16 protein-coding genes, 1 tRNA gene, 1 rRNA gene and 1 pseudogene are annotated in these 17,618 nt (G+C 41.8%); 12 read left to right on the top strand and 7 right to left on the bottom strand.

Features of this window, described 5'->3' with window-relative positions; genetic code table 11:
* Nucleotides 1-560: 560 nt before the first annotated feature.
* Both H6G97_RS32375 and ftsH3 read left to right on the top strand, forming a co-directional pair.
* The gene (locus tag H6G97_RS32375; protein WP_338421880.1) at nucleotides 561-1,355 is read left to right on the top strand and encodes an aminotransferase class IV; all 795 of its coding nucleotides are present in this window, start codon (nucleotides 561-563) and stop codon (nucleotides 1,353-1,355) included.
* A 113-nt stretch (nucleotides 1,356-1,468) separates the two neighbouring features.
* A complete protein-coding gene (gene ftsH3 / locus H6G97_RS32370) occupies nucleotides 1,469-3,310 on the top strand; it encodes an ATP-dependent zinc metalloprotease FtsH3 (protein WP_190944558.1) in 1,842 nt (613 codons plus the stop codon).
* Between the two features lie 563 nt (nucleotides 3,311-3,873).
* Here the strand turns inward: ftsH3 and H6G97_RS32365 are convergent.
* Together H6G97_RS32365 and H6G97_RS32360 are read right to left on the bottom strand one after the other, a co-directional pair.
* Nucleotides 3,874-4,092, bottom strand: a complete 219-nt coding sequence (locus H6G97_RS32365; protein ID WP_190944557.1) for a hypothetical protein — start codon at nucleotides 4,090-4,092, stop codon at nucleotides 3,874-3,876.
* A 395-nt stretch (nucleotides 4,093-4,487) separates the two neighbouring features.
* Nucleotides 4,488-5,669, bottom strand: coding sequence for a low temperature requirement protein A (locus tag H6G97_RS32360; protein ID WP_190944556.1), 1,182 nt, complete (start codon nucleotides 5,667-5,669; stop codon nucleotides 4,488-4,490).
* 131 nt (nucleotides 5,670-5,800) lie between these two features.
* Here H6G97_RS32360 and H6G97_RS53160 point away from each other — a divergent pair.
* The 9 genes and pseudogenes from H6G97_RS53160 to H6G97_RS32325 all read left to right on the top strand — a co-directional run.
* Nucleotides 5,801-5,948, top strand: a pseudogene (locus tag H6G97_RS53160) (IS630-like element ISAcma27 family transposase); the annotation flags it as partial.
* Nucleotides 5,949-6,145: 197 nt separating this feature from the next.
* Nucleotides 6,146-7,279 carry a DUF4145 domain-containing protein gene (locus H6G97_RS53155; RefSeq protein ID WP_242055515.1) on the top strand — a complete coding sequence of 378 codons (1,134 nt, stop codon included), beginning with the start codon at nucleotides 6,146-6,148 and terminating at the stop codon, nucleotides 7,277-7,279.
* The gene (hsdR, locus tag H6G97_RS53150; protein WP_338421881.1) at nucleotides 7,228-9,144 is read left to right on the top strand and encodes a type I restriction-modification system endonuclease; all 1,917 of its coding nucleotides are present in this window, start codon (nucleotides 7,228-7,230) and stop codon (nucleotides 9,142-9,144) included. Before H6G97_RS53155 ends, hsdR begins: the two co-directional genes overlap by 52 nt.
* A gap of 20 nt (nucleotides 9,145-9,164) precedes the next feature.
* Nucleotides 9,165-10,454 (top strand): HsdM family class I SAM-dependent methyltransferase, encoded by a 1,290-nt coding sequence (locus tag H6G97_RS32350; protein WP_190944561.1) that lies wholly within the window; start codon nucleotides 9,165-9,167, stop codon nucleotides 10,452-10,454.
* Nucleotides 10,455-10,485: 31 nt separating this feature from the next.
* Nucleotides 10,486-10,737: a DUF2281 domain-containing protein gene (locus H6G97_RS32345; RefSeq protein ID WP_190944555.1), complete on the top strand. Its 252-nt coding sequence runs from the start codon at nucleotides 10,486-10,488 to the stop codon at nucleotides 10,735-10,737.
* A complete protein-coding gene (gene vapC, locus H6G97_RS32340) occupies nucleotides 10,734-11,141 on the top strand; it encodes a type II toxin-antitoxin system tRNA(fMet)-specific endonuclease VapC (RefSeq protein ID WP_190944554.1) in 408 nt (135 codons plus the stop codon). Before H6G97_RS32345 ends, vapC begins: the two co-directional genes overlap by 4 nt.
* Nucleotides 11,142-11,149: 8 nt before the next feature.
* Complete coding sequence (locus H6G97_RS32335) at nucleotides 11,150-11,326, top strand: hypothetical protein (RefSeq protein WP_190944553.1); 177 nt, start codon at nucleotides 11,150-11,152, stop codon at nucleotides 11,324-11,326.
* 126 nt (nucleotides 11,327-11,452) lie between these two features.
* Nucleotides 11,453-12,340, top strand: coding sequence for a restriction endonuclease subunit S (locus H6G97_RS32330; RefSeq protein WP_190944552.1), 888 nt, complete (start codon nucleotides 11,453-11,455; stop codon nucleotides 12,338-12,340).
* Between the two features lie 6 nt (nucleotides 12,341-12,346).
* Entirely contained in the window at nucleotides 12,347-12,919 is a 573-nt protein-coding gene (locus tag H6G97_RS32325) for a restriction endonuclease subunit S (protein ID WP_190944559.1), read from the top strand.
* A gap of 453 nt (nucleotides 12,920-13,372) precedes the next feature.
* Here the strand turns inward: H6G97_RS32325 and H6G97_RS32320 are convergent.
* From H6G97_RS32320 to rsmA, 5 genes are all read right to left on the bottom strand, one after another.
* Nucleotides 13,373-13,444: transfer RNA gene (locus H6G97_RS32320), tRNA-Gly, on the bottom strand.
* 124 nt (nucleotides 13,445-13,568) lie between these two features.
* Complete coding sequence (locus H6G97_RS32315; RefSeq protein WP_190944551.1) at nucleotides 13,569-14,174, bottom strand: GerMN domain-containing protein; 606 nt, start codon at nucleotides 14,172-14,174, stop codon at nucleotides 13,569-13,571.
* Nucleotides 14,175-14,537: 363 nt separating this feature from the next.
* Entirely contained in the window at nucleotides 14,538-14,864 is a 327-nt protein-coding gene (locus H6G97_RS32310) for a DUF3082 domain-containing protein (RefSeq protein ID WP_190944550.1), read from the bottom strand.
* Nucleotides 14,865-14,946: 82 nt separating this feature from the next.
* Nucleotides 14,947-15,921 (bottom strand): 4-(cytidine 5'-diphospho)-2-C-methyl-D-erythritol kinase, encoded by a 975-nt coding sequence (gene ispE, locus H6G97_RS32305; protein WP_190944549.1) that lies wholly within the window; start codon nucleotides 15,919-15,921, stop codon nucleotides 14,947-14,949.
* Between the two features lie 68 nt (nucleotides 15,922-15,989).
* Nucleotides 15,990-16,832, bottom strand: a complete 843-nt coding sequence (gene rsmA, locus H6G97_RS32300) for a 16S rRNA (adenine(1518)-N(6)/adenine(1519)-N(6))-dimethyltransferase RsmA (protein WP_190944548.1) — start codon at nucleotides 16,830-16,832, stop codon at nucleotides 15,990-15,992.
* A 674-nt stretch (nucleotides 16,833-17,506) separates the two neighbouring features.
* On the opposite strand from rsmA, the gene H6G97_RS32295 reads away from it, so the two are divergent.
* Nucleotides 17,507-17,618, top strand: a 16S ribosomal RNA gene (locus tag H6G97_RS32295); the annotation flags it as partial.

Below are 17,618 nucleotides of genomic sequence, written 5' to 3'. Positions count from 1 at the left end.
TAATTCTATCTCGTAAGCCTAACTGTTTATAATATTTTTGTTGAGCAAAGATAGCTGGAGTTAGTAACTCTTCTAAATGCGACGCAATCGCTTGATTATTTATGGTAGGAGTATGATGTTTTTGCGCGTGGTCGGAGTTTCGTTTTGCAGCTTTGGGCATAGTAGTCAAGAAGCGCTTTTCATTACAGCATTTGATTACTGAATTTATAATAATAAAACTCACTTTTGACAAAGTTATTCTCTCGTTACAATACTTTTTTGTCTCATATTTCGGCTGTTAAAAACCTAAAGATAATGATAATCAAATAGAGGGGAAGGAGGCGAGCGACGCTCGCCTCCTTCCCCTCCCACACGCACGATTATCATTATCATTCAATTTATTTTGAGTATTTTAACTGATTGACAAAATGCGCTTTATTTTAACCTATCACCGATGGTAAACACCTGAGTCTTGATTCTGGAGTTCAGCGACTTGCAGCTCACAGGTTTTATCTCATGCAGCGTATGAACATTACAAGTCATCACTTTTCAATAGAGTTGTAACGACAAGCAATTTGGTTGTGACAAATAATATTTTTTGGTATGACGGCAAATTAATTCATTCCCAAACCCTAGAATTAAACATTAACGATCCAGGTTTACTTTATGGGGCAACTGTTTTTACAACATTGCGGGTTTATCAGAACTCGCTAGATACTAATTTAACTAATTGGCAAGCACATTGCGATCGCTTACTATTCTCAATCCAATCTTTTGGTTGGCAGCAACCAGATTGGAAGCGTCTACGCCAAGGCGCTCAAACTCTCCTTGCACACTTTCCCGTTCTCAGAATTACTCTCTTTCCCGATGGACGGGAATGGATAACTGGTAGATTATTACCACAAAATTTGATCGAAAAACAAAAAAATGGTGTTGTGTGTGCCGTTGCTAGTCCTGAATTTTATCGCTCCCTCCCCTCTCATAAAACTGGAAATTATTTGAGTGCTTGGTTGGCAAAAACTAGCTTAAATACTCAAGAAGCAATATTAGTTGATACTCAAGGAAATTGGCTAGAAACCAGCACAGGCAACCTTTGGGGATGGTATGATCGCAGTTGGTATACGCCACCAATAAAGGCCGGAATTTTACCGGGAATTTTGCGATCGCAACTTATAAACTGGTTGCAAAACCAGCAGCAGCCAGTGCGAGAAGAAATTTGGAGCATCGAGTTAGTCCAGAAATTTGAAGCGATCGCCTACACTAATAGTGTGGTAGAAATTATTCCCGTTCATACAGTTCATCAGCCTTCAGGGTCGCTACAATATAATCCCTACCATCAAAGTTTTCAGCTAATAAAGGAGCTTTTTTTAGCATGACAACCACGCCAAATTTGTTATATCTTAAGATAAGTTAACATAATTCTTAATAATCACCTTTCCGAGCAGAGAAGCTAGGCGATTGCGCGAAAAATACCGGAGGATAGACCTTAGTGAATAAAAGATGGAGAAATGCAGGGCTGTACGCGCTGCTGTTTATTGTCGTAATTGCGCTGGGAACAGCATTTTTTGACAAACAACCCCAGAGCAGAGAGACATGGCGATACAGTCGCTTTATTCAAGAAGTTCAGCAAGGCAGAGTAGAAAAAGTCAGTTTGAGTGCAGACCGCTCTACAGCACTGGTTACACCCAAATATGACCCAGCTAAACGGATTGTTACCTTAGTCAACGATCCAGACTTGATTAATACTCTGACTTCTAAAGGCGTTGATATTTCTGTTTTGCCCCAAACCGACGAAGGATTTTGGTTTAAGGCACTGAGCAGCTTATTTTTCCCTGTATTGCTTTTGGTTGGCTTATTCTTCTTGCTACGTCGCGCTCAAAGTGGCCCAGGCAGCCAAGCGATGAACTTTGGCAAATCTAAAGCCAGAGTGCAAATGGAACCACAAACTCAGGTGACATTTGGCGATGTCGCTGGTATTGACCAAGCCAAATTGGAGTTAAACGAAGTTGTAGACTTTCTGAAAAACGCCGATCGCTTTACCGCCGTTGGTGCAAAAATTCCTAAAGGTGTGCTGTTAGTTGGTCCTCCTGGTACAGGTAAAACTCTCCTAGCTCGTGCCGTAGCTGGTGAAGCAGGTGTACCCTTCTTCTCAATCTCCGGTTCAGAATTTGTGGAAATGTTCGTCGGTGTGGGTGCATCCCGCGTCCGCGATTTGTTTGAACAAGCTAAGACCAATGCTCCTTGTATCGTCTTCATCGATGAAATTGATGCCGTAGGTCGTCAACGGGGTGCAGGTTTAGGTGGTGGTAACGATGAGCGGGAACAAACCCTCAACCAGTTGCTCACAGAAATGGACGGCTTTGAAGGTAATACTGGCATCATCATTATTGCCGCTACCAACCGTCCTGATGTCCTAGATGCAGCCCTATTGCGTCCTGGTCGCTTTGACCGTCAAGTTGTGGTAGACCGTCCCGACTATGCCGGACGCAGCGAAATTCTCAAGGTTCACGCCCGTGGCAAAACCTTGGCAAAAGATGTGGATTTGGATAAAATCGCCCGTCGTACCCCTGGATTCACTGGTGCAGATTTATCCAACCTGCTTAATGAAGCCGCAATTCTGGCAGCACGCCGGAATTTGACTGAGATTTCGATGGATGAAATCAATGACGCGATTGATCGGGTATTAGCTGGCCCAGAGAAGAAAGACCGGGTAATGAGCGAAAAGCGCAAAACCTTGGTAGCATATCACGAAGCTGGTCACGCCTTAGTTGGTGCTTTGATGCCAGACTACGATCCTGTGCAAAAGATTAGCATCATCCCTCGCGGTCGCGCAGGTGGTTTAACTTGGTTTACCCCCAGCGAAGACCGGATGGACACAGGTTTATACAGCCGCGCTTATCTGGAAAATCAGATGGCTGTGGCTTTGGGTGGTCGAATTGCTGAAGAATTAATCTTTGGTGAAGAAGAAGTTACCACTGGTGCTTCTAACGACTTGCAACAAGTAGCACGGGTTGCGCGTCAGATGATCACCAGATTCGGCATGAGCGATCGCTTAGGCCCTGTTGCCCTTGGTCGTCAACAAGGTAATATGTTCCTCGGACGAGATATCATGTCAGAGCGCGATTTTTCTGAAGAAACCGCCGCCGCCATTGATGAAGAAGTCCGTAAACTTGTAGATGTAGCCTATACACGCGCTAAAGAAGTGTTAATGGGCAACCGCCACATTTTAGATCAGATAGCCCAAATGCTGGTTGATAAAGAAACAGTAGACGCTGAAGAGTTGCAAGAAATTCTGTCGAATAACGATGTGACAACCGCTGCGTTTGCCTAATTTAATTAGAAGTGATGAGTTAAAAATAATTTTTAACTCCTACTTTTAAAATTTGGGGTAATTCTGAGATTTTCCAGAGTTGCCCCATTTTTTAATAGTTAAAAAATTTCCTTGGCAAAAGCCCAGTCTTCATGGCTGGGCTTTTAATCCGAAATGGGGTTATATTTCCCGAAGGTTAGTTATAGAGTTTCAGTATAAATCGGTAGTCTGATAGATACTACCAGATGAGCATAATCAATTCCAGAAAATTAGAAAAATTTTTGTAGATACACCAAAATCACTGTAATGGTATAACCAGCAAGTACGATGTTTATTAACCCTGGAAGAAAATGCCCAAATACTGGCACAAAAGTTGCCCTAACTCGATCTAGCTTGTGATTCTCTTTTGTAAGAACTAGAAATCAGAGTAATTCCGAGATTTTACAAGTTACCCTAATTTATGAGCAATGCTAAAGAATCTATGCATTCCGTGTTGCACCCCTTATGGCATTCAAAGAGATAACTTTCTGAATCTTTATAAGACTAGCGTAAACAGCAACTGGACACTCAACCAATTGCCGACCTTAAATTCTGGAAGTCGGTTTCAAAAATAGCCACGCTACAAAGAACGTAGCCGCTGTGAATAGTTGCGTTAAATCCAAAGCAGATAGATAGCCATCCGCAAATGAAGCAATGCTGCGATCGGTAATACCAAATACCCAGGATGACAATCCAAACAGCCAAATCCCATTCTTGAGATTTCCGACGAATTCTTTAGAGTCTGACGGTTTCTGGTCTTTCATTATCTTCTGTTTCGTAGGTGAAAAACTTAGTGATTGATGCGAAATACCTGCCATTAAGAATTTTTTCTGACTCCTGATGCTAAATTTACACTTCCTTTCTTAATATTAATAAATATTTCACCTACTTGACTTCACTACTCAAAGGTACATCTCCTAATCTTGACATTCTTCCTTTGGTTCTGTAACCTCTGATAGACGGCAATACATTTAGTTCTCAGCTTTACAGCATCGGGATTGAATGCTGAGATTAGATTATTCTTAAAAAACTATATAAATATTCAATGATATTTAAATTAAAATACTCCATAGTATAGATGCGTTTTAAAAAATTTCTTGTAATTGAATTACGCGGATATGTTTTAGTGGCGCACAGATGTGCGCCACTGCGCCGCCAGCTAGATTTCTGGATCAACCAAGCGGGTAATGGGGCGACTCTGATACCAATCTTGAACTACTTGCCCAGCAGAAACTACGGCTACAAGACCAATGACTGCGACAGGTAATAAACCTTTGCCAAAGATAGCGATCGCTAGCAGCAAAACTGCACCCCCAAGTCGATACTGGGAACGGATTTTGCAATAACGGATTACCCCAAATCTGTGTAGAATACTGACAGAAAGAGAGCATAATGCTACTGAAGCGCAGATGAGCCATCGCTGGGAGTCAGGTAATGCTAAGGTTGGCTTACTCAACAATATTTGTTCTACACCAACTCCAGCAGCAGTAATCCCAATTACTAGCGGTAAATGAGTATAGAGCCAGAGATTGACAACACCAACTTTTCCATGTGTTCGCGCCATCTCAATAGGTTTACCACCCAAGTTATCAAAATAAACCCACCACCAGCTAAAGGCGATAATTAGACCAAACACGGCGGAAATGACGGTTAAAACATCCCATTTCTGCTCAGAAACACCATTGACGACTGCAATGATTGCTTCACCCAAGACAATAATGGTAAATAGCCCGAAACGTTCCGGTAAGTGGGAGGCATGGGGAAGTAACCCGACCTGAAACTTACGTCCTGTTAAAGGTGTAGCAAAGTCAATAATGATTCCCAGTGTCCAAAATCCGAACCGCCAAGGGATGGGTACAGATGCTGATATTAACCAAAGCAAGGCTGCGATCGCAAAACCTATAGCGTAGCGAGTAGTTAAAGGACGCGCTGAAGGGATATGTTTTCCAGCACGAACGTACTCTATTACAAGCACAGCGCGACCGAGAGCATAGGAAATGGCAAAACCAGGGGAACTCTCACCCAAACCGTGGTGGATATTAATAGCCATTGCTGCTGCTGTCAGCATTTGTATCCCAATTAGCAGCCGATGTCCCACATCGTCGCTGTCAAAGCGGTTGGCATAGAATGTGGTGCCAATCCATGACCACCAAACTGGTATAAATAGAACTACAAACCCAAACAATCCTGATAGAGAGATATCCTCGTTGAGATTGTGGGCGAGTTGAGAAACTGCAACTACAAAAACCAAATCATAAAACAGTTCCAGCCAAGTGGCGTGTCGTTCTTCTTCAGTGTCTTCACCAATGCGTAATCTTGGTGGTTGGAGAAAATTTGCCATAGTGCTAATTACGAATCGCTAATTGTTTTTTACCATTAGCTGTCATCCATTAGCGAGTGCATAAACGTTTCTGTGTAAATTGCTAAAAACCTGCTGATAATACAATTAAATTAGACACGAATTGTGAAACACTATTGGACTTAGAAATGCTGGAATTGTCTGCTGCTGTGGGAGAAATAGATTTAAAGTATGGATGAATCCGGGTTTTGCGCTTGGAGTGAGCCAAGTTACAGCTATTACTTTCGAGGCCAGCAAAAACGTCTAGAACAGAGTCAGCGCACCTAAAAGTAAAAGGCAACAAAAAATAATTAGGACGCTCGTTTCTTAAGTGAAATCCTAAAATATTTGTCATTAAGTATATTATGAGACTTTAAGATTCATAGGTTATAACTTAGTTGATAAGACCGGATTAGAATTACTTAGGTTTTTTAAGTAACTCTAAACACAATAATCAGGGTGCTTTTCTATAAGCTTATATGCCAGAGTCGTTAAACTTCTCATTTCTTGCAGTCCACGATCAACAACTTGTGCGCTTGGGTGCTTTAGCAGAGCGATATTTTGCCGATGACCCCAGTACTTGTTTGATTAAGTTGCGGCAGTTTGGTGAATTGCTGGCGCAATTAGCAGCAGCCAATATTGGGCTTTATGAGGTAGCAGATGAACGGCAGATTGATTTACTCAATCGGTTGCGCGATTGCGGTTTAATCAAAGGTGAAGTAGATCGTCTGTTTCATGAGTTGCGAAAAATTGGTAATCAGGCGACTCATGAGCTTTCTGGCAATCACCGCACGGCATTAAGTGGGCTGAAATATGCTCTTGCGTTAGGCATTTGGTTTCATCGCTCCTTTGGTGGAGGTCGCAATTTTGATCCAGGTGCGTTTATTCCTCCACCTGACCCAAAAATAGAGACAGAGACACTCAAAGCAGAATTAGCACGCTTACGAGCAGAAGCGCAAAAACATTTAGCAACGGCGGAAACTGAAGCACAACGACGCACCGCTGCTGAAGATTTGGCACGGGAAGCTGAAGCCAAAGTGCAGGAGGTGTTACAACATTTAGCAGAAATTCAAGCCCAAGCTCAAAACCAGTCCCAGCAAACAATTCAACAGACAATTACTCAAGCCCAAGTCGCTGAAAGTGGAGTGCTGTTGGATGAGAGGGAGACACGCCGACTGATTGATATTCAATTACGTGCGGCTGGATGGGAAGCAGATTCAGAAGAATTGACTTATCAAAATGGTGTTCGTCCTCAGAAAGGAAGAAATTTAGCGATCGCAGAATATCCCACCGCTAATGGACGAGCTGACTATGCCTTATTCTGCGGCTTGCAGATTGTCGGAGTAGTGGAAGCCAAGCGTCAGAGTAAAGATGTCTCTGAAGGAGCATTGAACCAAGCCAAACGCTACAGTGAAGGTTTTCAAGTCTTGGATGAGGAAGTTTTGGCTGGTGGCCCTTGGCAAAACTACAAAGTGCCGTTTGTATTTGCTACCAACGGTAGACCATATTTGCAGCAGCTTCAGACCAAGAGTGGGATTTGGTTCTGTGATTTGGTCGTCCAATTAATCTGCGGGTATGCCTTGCCACATGGCACAGTCCTCAAGGGTTATTAGATGCCTTAGCTCAAGATGTTGACCAGGCAAATACTCGTTTAACCCAGGAAGGCTTTAACTATGGGCTAGAGTTGCGTGATTATCAAATTCGTGCCATTCAAGCAGTAGAGTCTGCGCTAACCAGGGAACAACGGATATTACTGTTAGCAATGGCAACAGGTACAGGCAAAACTAAAACTTGTATTGCTTTAGTGTATCGGTTACTCAAAACCAAGCGATTTCGGCGCATTTTATTTTTAGTCGATCGCACTGCACTGGGAGAACAAACCTCCAATGCCTTTAAAGATTCCCGGATGGAGAACCTACAAAGTTTTGCTGATATCTTCGATATTAAGACTCTCAAAGAGATTGAACCCGATCGGGATACCAAAGTGCATATTGCCACGGTGCAAGGTATGGTTAAACGAGTTCTCTATCCCTCTGATAGTGTATCAGTAATTACACCAGACCAGTATGATTGCATTGTCGTGGATGAGTGTCACCGGGGCTATTTACTAGATCGAGAATTAAGCGATCGCGAACTAGAGTTTCGTGATTTTAACGATTATGTATCAAAGTACCGTCGAGTGTTGGAGCATTTCGACGCTGTAAAAATTGGTTTAACTGCAACTCCCGCACTGCACACCACCCAAATTTTTGGTGAACCTGTTTACATCTACAGCTATCGAGAAGCTGTGATAGATGGCTGGTTAATTGACCATGAAGTACCTTTCAAGATTAGGACAAAGTTATCTGAAGAGGGGATGGTTTGGAATGCTGGTGAGCAGATGGAATTTTTCAATCCCCAAACTGGGCAACTTGACTTAGTTCATGCGCCTGATGAGGTAAAAATTGAGGTAGAACAGTTTAACCGCAAAGTAATTACAGAAGATTTTAACCGAGTTGTTTGTGAAGCCTTAGCCCAGCATATTGACCCATCACTGCCAGAAAAAACGCTGATTTTCTGTGCTACCGACGCTCATGCAGATATTGTGGTTAACCAACTTAAACAAGCCTTTCAGTCTATCTATGGCAGTGTGGAGGATGATGCAATTGTCAAAATTACAGGCAATGCAGATAAGCCATTAGAGTTGATTCGCAAGTTCCGCAATGAAGTTAATCCCAAGGTAGCTGTTACCGTAGACTTACTTACCACAGGAATTGATATTCCTGCGATTTGTAATTTAGTGTTTATTCGTCGCGTCAATTCCCGCATTCTCTACGAGCAGATGTTGGGAAGGGCAACCCGCCTTTATAATGAAATCAACAAAGAGGTCTTTCGGATTTTTGATGCGGTGCGATTATATGAAGCGATCGCTCCTGTCTCCAGTATCAAACCTGTGGTGGTTAACCCCAATATTTCCTTTACTCAATTGATGGAGGAGTTGGAAACAGTCAAAAATCCTGATGCTTTAGAAACAGTCATTAACCAACTACTGGTGAAAATTCAGCGCAAACGCAGGCATTTGAGTCCTAATAATCAAGAACAGTTAGAAGCGATCGCCGGAATGCCATTATCAAATATGGTTTCCCATCTCAAGCAAAGTACACCACAGCAGGTAAGGGAATGGTGGGAACAAAGAAAAGCGATCGCCCAAATTCTGGATCTTCGAGATGGTGGAACTGTGCCAATGCTGGTTTCTCGCCATGCTGATGAGTTAGTGGCTATTGAACGGGGTTATGGCAATGCCGAACGTCCAGAAGATTATTTAGATAGCTTTAGAGCTTTCTTGTTAGAGAACATGAACAAGATTCCCGCTTTAATGGTTGTTACACAGCGTCCCCGTGAGTTGACTAGAGCGCAACTCATTGTTCAAAAGCTTTGGAACCTTTGCCACGTTCTCCGAGATATGGTGTTACATACCTACAATATGTTACAGAGTTAACCTATTTGCTATTTTTGAAGATGGCACAGGAAACGGAGCAACTGACATTTTATAGATCGCTCTTACTGATGTTAGGTTCTGAAAATTCGTCTCAACGGATACAGGCGATTTTTGTTAATGCTCAAACTTCTCTCAAAATACCGCGCATCCTCAAAAAGCTTGTTACCAGTATTGATGAATTGGACTGGTTTTCCGAGCATCGAGATGAGTTTGGCGATTTGTATGAAGGGCTACTCCAGAAAAACGCGGATGAGAAGAAATCTGGTGCGGGACAGTATTTCACCCCTAGACCTTTGATTGATTGCATGGTTGCCCTTATCAAGCCACAACCAGGAGAATTGATACAAGACCCTGCTGTGGGTACGGGGGGGTTTTTGATTGCAGGCGATCGCTATATTCGTCAACACCACGACCCTTTTGAATGGACAGAAGCCCAGCAATCCTTTCAGCAGCATCAGGCGTTTTATGGCATGGAGTTGGTGCAGGATGCTCACCGCTTGTTGTTGATGAATATGATGTTACACGGAATCGAGGGTGCCGTAGATTTGGGTGATACCCTTTCGTCGCAAGGACAGCGACTAGCGAAAGCAGATGTAATTGTCACTAATCCGCCCTTTGGCACGAAAAAGGGGGGTGGTTTACCTTCGAGAGATGATTTCACCTATCCCACTTCAAATAAGCAATTGGCATTTTTGCAGCACATATACAGATCACTCAAACCAGGGGGACGGGCGGCTGTGGTTTTACCCGATAACGTACTCTTTGAGGATGGACAGGGACGAGCAATTCGGGCTGACTTGATGAATAAGTGCAATTTGCATACAATCTTACGGTTGCCCACTGGGATATTTTATGCTCAGGGTGTGAAGACGAATGTTTTATTTTTCCAACGAGGAACAACCGAGAAAGGCAACACCAAAGCAGTTTGGTTCTATGATATGCGAACCAATATGCCCAGTTTTGGTAAGCGTTATCCTTTAACTCGTGAGCATTTCGCTGAGTTTAAGCAATGCTATGGAGATGACCCCAATGGCAATAGTCCCCGTGTAGATTTGGGTGAGGATGGGCGTTTTCGCTGCTTTACGCGGGATTATATTGAAAAACGTAATGAAAACCTTGATATTTCTTGGTTACGGGATGAAAGTTTACAATCTGGGGATAATTTACCTGAACCAGAGCTGATAGCTGCTGAGATTATGGAGAAATTGCGAATTGCAACCAAGGAGATGGAGGCTTTAATGATATTACTGGAAGGGGAAGAAGCAGCAGAGGCTGTTAGTTCTTCTGTGGGGATGCCAACTTTAGAATAGAAATATGAGTAATTTTAGTAGGTGAATAGTAATGAGTGCAGAACAAGAATTATTAACACACTGGCGTTCTCTTCCCCAAGATAAACAAGAGGAAGTTTTAGATTTTGTGGAGTTTCTTCACTTGAAAAGTCAGTCACAAAATAACAGTAAAATTCAACATAACACACCTGAAGGTAAAGGCTGGCCTCCTGGTTTTTTTGAAAAAACTTATGGCAGTTGTCAAGATGATCCTATTGTTATTGATTATGAGGGCGATTTCGAGGAAAGGGAAGAGATTGTGTGATTTATTTAATAGATAGTAATATTTGCGCTCGTTATCTTAATGGTAAGTCACCAGCGATCAGGGAGCATTTACGAGCAACAAATATTGAAAATATTGCGGTATGTTCTGTAGTTAAGGGTGAGTTATTTTATGGTGCAATGAAAAGTAATAATCCGGAAAATACCCTTGCTAGACAGCAAGAGTTTCTGGAATTGTTTATTTCGTTGCCGTTTGATGATGATGCAGCCATGATTTACGGAATAATTCGTGCAAGATTGTCAGTTATGGGGACTCCTATTGGCCCAAATGATTTACAAATTGCGGCTATAGCAATGGCTAATAATTTAATTTTAGTCACGCATAATGTACGCGAGTTTAGTCGAGTGAATGGGTTACAGATTGAAGATTGGGAGCAAGAAAGTTGAGCCAGGAAATGAACGTGTTATTTGACGAATGGGAACACTTATATAAAGGCAGGTTTAAGGAATTACAGCAGAAAATTCAGGTGGGAATTGAGTCGGCTGAACGGGGTGAGGTGCTGGATGCAAAGGATGTATTTGAAAGGTTGCGCGAAAAGCTGAAACCAAAACGCACTCAGGCTAGTCAATGAGTAACATTTATAGATTTACAGTCTTCTGATTGAGAAAGGTGTTGAGATTTTGCGTGTTGTTAGTGGGTATCAGGATTTGGAAGGTTTGTTTTCAGAACAGGGTGAGGATTAACGAAATTGTCTGAGATGAGTGAAGAATTAATAGAATTGCCTGAAGGTTGGGAGTGGGTACAGGCAGAAAATTTATGCCAAATTACTTCAGGATATGCTTTCAAGAGTAGTGATTTTTGTGAGGAAGGTATTCCTGCTATTAAAATTGCCAACATCAGTTATGGTAAATTTTTATGGAAACAACAAGAGTACCTGCCGAAAGAATTTTTGGAAAAATATTGGGAATTTCAAGTATTACCTAAAACTCTTCTTATAGCTCTTACTCGTCCAATAACTAATAACACTGTTAAAGTCTGTTTTTATCCAGAGGATGCACCAATAGGTTTATTAAATCAGCGAGTAGCTTTAATAAAGCCATACAATATCTATTCACAAAAACTTTTGTTATTCTTTAGCCAATCAGACTTTTTTATAAATCAGATTAATACAAATTTATCTGAAACACTACAGCCTAACTTGTCTCCTCAAAGTCTAAAACAATTTTTAATTCCACTTCCACCCCTCAACGAGCAAAAGCGGATTGTTGCCAAAATTGAGGAGTTGAACGATCGCACTCAAAGAGCAAAGGAAGCACTCGACAGTATACCTCAATTGTGCGATCGCTTCCGCCAATCCGTCCTCGCCGCAGCCTTCCGAGGCGATTTAACAGCCGACTGGCGCGAACAAAACCCAGACGTTGAACCTGCTTCAGTTTTGGTAGGTGAAAGTAGTAATAATCTTCCGTATACTTGGTATTTTACTTCTGTTGGTAATCTTATAGATAGTTTAAAGTATGGAACTTCACAGAAGTGTAGCTATAAAGTGGAAGGTGTTCCCGTTTTACGCATCCCAAATATAGGTTCTGGAGTTATTGATCACTCTGATTTAAAATACGCTGAATTACCAAAGAAAGAATTTAAATAACTCTGCCTGAAATCAGGCGATATTTTACTAGTCAAATCAAATGGTAGGGTTTCTTTAGTTGGTAAAACAGCTGTTGTCAGCGATGTAGAAGAAGGTTATGCTGGCTACTTAATTCGGCTTAGACTTAATAAATCTATAATTGATCCAATTTATCTACATCTGTGTTTATCTAGTGCTGAACTTCGCTTACAAATTGAGATTCCAGTTAAATCTACGAGTGGAGTACATAACATTAACAGCCAAGAGGTTAAAAAACTTAGGATTCCATTACCGCTATTGGAAGAGCAAAAAGAAATTGTTCAAAGAATTCAATTATTTTTCAAAGCCATTATTCAGATTGAGAACCAATACCAAAATACAAATACTAAACTTACTCGCCTGAATCAATCCATTCTTGCCAAAGCCTTCAGGGGTGAACTCGTCCCCCAAGACCCTGATGATGAACCTGCATCAGTCTTGCTAGAACGAATCCGAGCCGAACGAGACAAATTAAACAACAGTAAACCAAAAAGTGATCGTACAAGTAAGCGCAAGAGCAAGACAGTAGAAGGTCAAAGGGTTATACCAGGACTAGAGTAGCTCAAGGATTTTCAAGCTGGATTATTACCCAACATGATTTACAACCTCATTCCTGATTCAAAATTGGAAGGCGATTTGAGTCAGCTAATGCCATCAACTACCTGTTTGTTACCGAGAATATGCTTATCAAACAGGTCTAGTTTTTTGTGCTGAGTGTGGTTCAAAGTGTATTACTAAAAGTGGCAAGCATAACCAAGGGATGTATTACTATTTTGCCTGTCGATATGCAGGCATGGGTTGTGGAAATAAAAAATCTACCCGCAAATGCAATATTCAGAATGCTCTCATCAATACTTTAGTGCAGCGTTCTCAAACTTTAGCTAATGAATTAGACCAACAGCTAACTATAGAGCAGGAGAAGTCAGAGAAATTACAGCAATTACAATCTCGACCGTCCTCAACGCAAGAGGTTACAGAGCAAATACTTGAAACGCAAATAAGGCTTTTTTCTAAAGCGGGCGATGGGACTCGAACCCACGACGTTCACCATGGGAAGATGACATTCTACCACTGAATTACACCCGCAAATTGGCACCTTCAACTTACGCACAAAGCTAAGTATACCATTATTTATAGCTCTTTTCAATCGTCCCTAATTCAATGACATTGGAAGCCCCAACCCTAAGCGAAGCAGGTTGAGGTACTTCACCTAAAGAACAATATTCTTACCTGCCTCAGTGAAGCGAACCTGTTTAATATTCCATTGAGCATTACTCGTTAGGGTTTTGCGAAGACTGCTAAACAAAGCAAACTGTTCACAACTAGAAAGAGAAGCTATTTGCCGCTTTGAATCAGGAGATATTCGCAAATCAACTGTAGCAATGCCATTTTTGATGTTGACACGATACCCAGACAAGCTAAAGTCGCTGGTATCTCGTTTTTCTAAGATTTTACCCACTACATTTGTCACTAGCTCCTCGGCTGATACTGAAACCTTTTCTGGAATTAGTTCTTGGCATTGGGTATCACTTGTGTATAGTGTGACATTAGTAGTTTTGCTACTAATAGCTTTAGGAGTTGATGAGGAAGGTGTATTTTCCTTAGGAGATTCTTGACTAGAAGATTTTTCTCTTAACTGAGCTACGCTAGGAATTTGGCTGGGAGTCTGAGACGATAAGCCATTTGTCGGTGTTGTAGTAGCGAATGGCGTTCCTCTGTCAATATTACGAGTGGTGGGGTTAGAACTACAACTGCTGAGGCTGACAACCATTGTCACAAAAATAAAGGGTAAAAAATATCTCTTGGTTGTTTTCATAAAGTTTGCTTATAAATGGTGTTGCTGCTATTAATTTCAGTGTAGCTGGTATTAATTCCGCATAAATTTGTGAATATTGAGCCAGTCTATAAAGTGTCAACCCGAAATTTCTTTAAGTCAAGGGCTATACTATGTAACGAAATTACAGAAAAACAAGAGTCGCAGATATTAATTTCCCACTTCTTGGATTGCTGAATTCTGGATTCTGCATTTTTCTTCAGCAGAATACCTGTCATCTCTCTCGCCAATTTTGTTAACACCACGGTCTTTATCCCAAAACTTTGAGAAAACAACAACAACTTATTCAGCCTTCTAGAAGCGCCAAGCTACAACTGATCAAAAATCGTGAATCCTGAGAAAAACCTATGTTTTACTTTTTGGCTTCGTCAATTGCTGCACTAACAATTGCACTCCCAAAGCCAACAAACCAATTGCTACTATACCAAATATCCCGCTTCCTAAAGCAACTACACCAACAACCAGAGTCCTAACAGCAGAAGAAATCTTAATTACCAATGGATTAATTGAATGGAGAGGTTTACTAGCAAAATTTGTTGCGATCGCAATCATCAGCGAATACATTGCATATCCCATTCCTCCAGAAATAACCGCCCCAGTTAAACAGCGTAAAGGGCTTGCTGTCGCCTGTATTTTAGTATCCGTTTGTGGCGTTAAATTTTGATCATTCATACAATTTTGGATTTTAGATTTTGGATTGGGTCATTAAGAATAATTCTTGTCTATTCCCCATGCTTAATTAACGAAAAATTATTTAAACAGACGATACCACTTTAATACCATGTGTGATTGTCCGAGTTACAAATAATTCTAAGTCCTCATCGAGAATTGCTTTTCTCACTTGCAGCTTAACTTCTTCTGCCTGCTGTTGAGACTCAAAAAGAGCAAATACTGTTGGTCCAGAACCAGACATCATTGTTCCTAAAACACCTTCCTGGTTTGCAAAGACTTCTCGCATTTGCAAGACTTGGGGATAGGCTGGCAATACGACGCGCTCTAAATCATTGTGCAGTTTTTGGGCAATTTCTCTCGCATCTTTATCTACGATAGCTTTTACTATTGCTCCTGAATGAACCGCATTAGCACGCGCTGCCAAGTTGTCGGTATCTCTAATATAAGAATTACCAAACTGCTCTCGATAGGTTTTGTATGCCCAAGGGGTGGAAACTTCTAGACTGCGGTATTTCCCCAATACTATATATATTTTATCTAAACTTGGTAGTGGAGAAAGTTGCTCACCTCTACCTGTGGCGATCGCAGTTCCACCCGCGACACAAAACGGGACATCTGAACCGAGTGTACCTCCCAACTCCTCTAATTCTGACTGAGTTAATCCCAACTTCCATAATAAATCTATCCCCACCAACACAGCTGCTGCATTCGTCGAACCCCCAGCCAACCCAGCCGCTACAGGAATCTGCTTGTTGACATTAATTTCCACGCCTCCATATTTAGCAAAGGCTTCGGGAAATTGCCTCACCATTAATTCTGCTGCGCGGTATGCCAGATTAGTTTTATCTGTCGGTACTTGTGGGTGGTTACAGTGAACACGGATATTGTCAGTGCTAATGGAACGCACATCAATTTGGTCTGCAAGTCTGATACTTTGAAGTATCATGGCTAACTCGTGATAGCCATCGGGGCGTTGGCGTAGCCCACCGGAGGCATCGCCAATGATTTCCAGATACAAGTTGATTTTAGCAGGGGCAATTAGGCTGTAAGAACGCATTTTTTGGGAGTGGGGAATGAAGAATGGGGAATGAAGAATGGGGAATGGGAAAAAATCTGCCTTTTTTTCTACTCCCTACTTTCTACTCCCAATTCATTTGCTAAAATTACCCATTGCTGAACGCTGAGGTCTTCGGCTCTGGCTTGGGGATTTATTTTTAATTGTTCCAGTAAGTGGCTCAAGCGATCGCGTTCTATAACAGATTGCAAATTATTTCGTAACATTTTGCGCTTGGCACCAAACCCCAACTTTAAGAAATTCTCTAACTGTCGAGGATTAAGCGCTGGTATTTCTATTTTTCGGGGGCGTAATCGCACCACTGCTGAATCGACTTTTGGCGGTGGTTGGAATGCGGCCGCTGGGACTGTGCAGATTAACTCACACTCAGCCAAATACTGTACCCGCACGCTCAACGCCCCAAAAGCTTTTGAGCCTGATTTAGCATATAACCTTTCTGCGACTTCTTTTTGTACCAGCAACACTATTGAGTCAAATGGTTCGGGGTTAGGGTTGGCGATGGTACCCAGTAGTTTCTCAATGATTGGCCCTGTAATGTTGTAGGGAATATTTGCTACTACCTTATTTGGCTTATGGAAATTGGGAAAGGCTGCCAGATAAGATGGTAAATCTAGAGTAAGAAAATCCCCTTGCAGCAGTAAAAAATTTTCAGTCTTACCAAGCTGCTTTGACAGCAGTTGACACAAATCGCGGTCTATTTCAACTGCAACCAGAGATTGCACTAAGGGTAATAAACGACGAGTCAGAATGCCAGTTCCAGGGCCAATTTCCAGAACGCGATCGCCTTTGGGGGAGCGATCGCTTTCTGTACACTCTGCTGCTTTAATAATTGCGTCGAGCGCCTTTTCACTTTTGAGCCAATGTTGAGCAAAGACCTTACGCGGTCGGATCATCTGTATTTCTTGCCTAGTCTAGTTTTTAGCTTTTTCTCAAAAACTCATTATAAATTTCGAAGTCCCTCTACAGCGCTAGACTCACTGTAACGCCAATCTTCATCTTCCAAACGCTCCGCAAACGTAAAGGTGGCGATCATGTAAATGTCCATATAAGCGTCGCCTGTAGGATGGGAGCCTCAAACCGGAAGTTCCCCAACAATTATTATGCTCTTATATATAGTTAGCTCAAACATTTGGATTTTAGGATAAATCCTTCAAGCAAGACTACCTCCTGCCTTTTGGGATAATCGCTCAACCTTCATCAGATGCCATTTAGGGACAAGCAACGTGCATTATTTACACAGTCAAGTTTAGCCACCTTGTTTTCGCCTCCCTCGCCTTGCTTAAGCCATTCACCTGAAAGTAGTGCCAGTCAAGCGATTGGTCATTTTTAGAAAAAAAATAAATTTACCCCTTGACAAACTAGGGGATGACTAGTTACTCTAGTTAAGTCGGGAAGCAAAAGAACGCAAACGACCGCTGAACCTGAAAAACATAATACTTTGAAAGCTTAAGAAAAAACCGATCCTCGTCAAAAGATTTTATTTTTGGAATTTACCAAAAAGATAATCGAAGTTACAGATAGGATTCCGGGAAATATTTTTTTCGGAGCCACAAACTCGAAACACAACAAAACGGAGAGTTTGATCCTGGCTCAGGATGAACGCTGGCGGTATGCTTAACACATGCAAGTCGAACGGTGTCTTCGGACACAGTGGCGGACGGGTGAGTAACGCGTGAGAA

The sequence above is a fragment of the Nostoc flagelliforme FACHB-838 genome, assembly GCF_014698065.1.
Classification (GTDB): domain Bacteria; phylum Cyanobacteriota; class Cyanobacteriia; order Cyanobacteriales; family Nostocaceae; genus Nostoc; species Nostoc flagelliforme_B.
The sequence above is the reverse complement of the archived record's forward strand: the minus strand, read 5'-3'. Positions and strand labels throughout refer to the sequence as shown.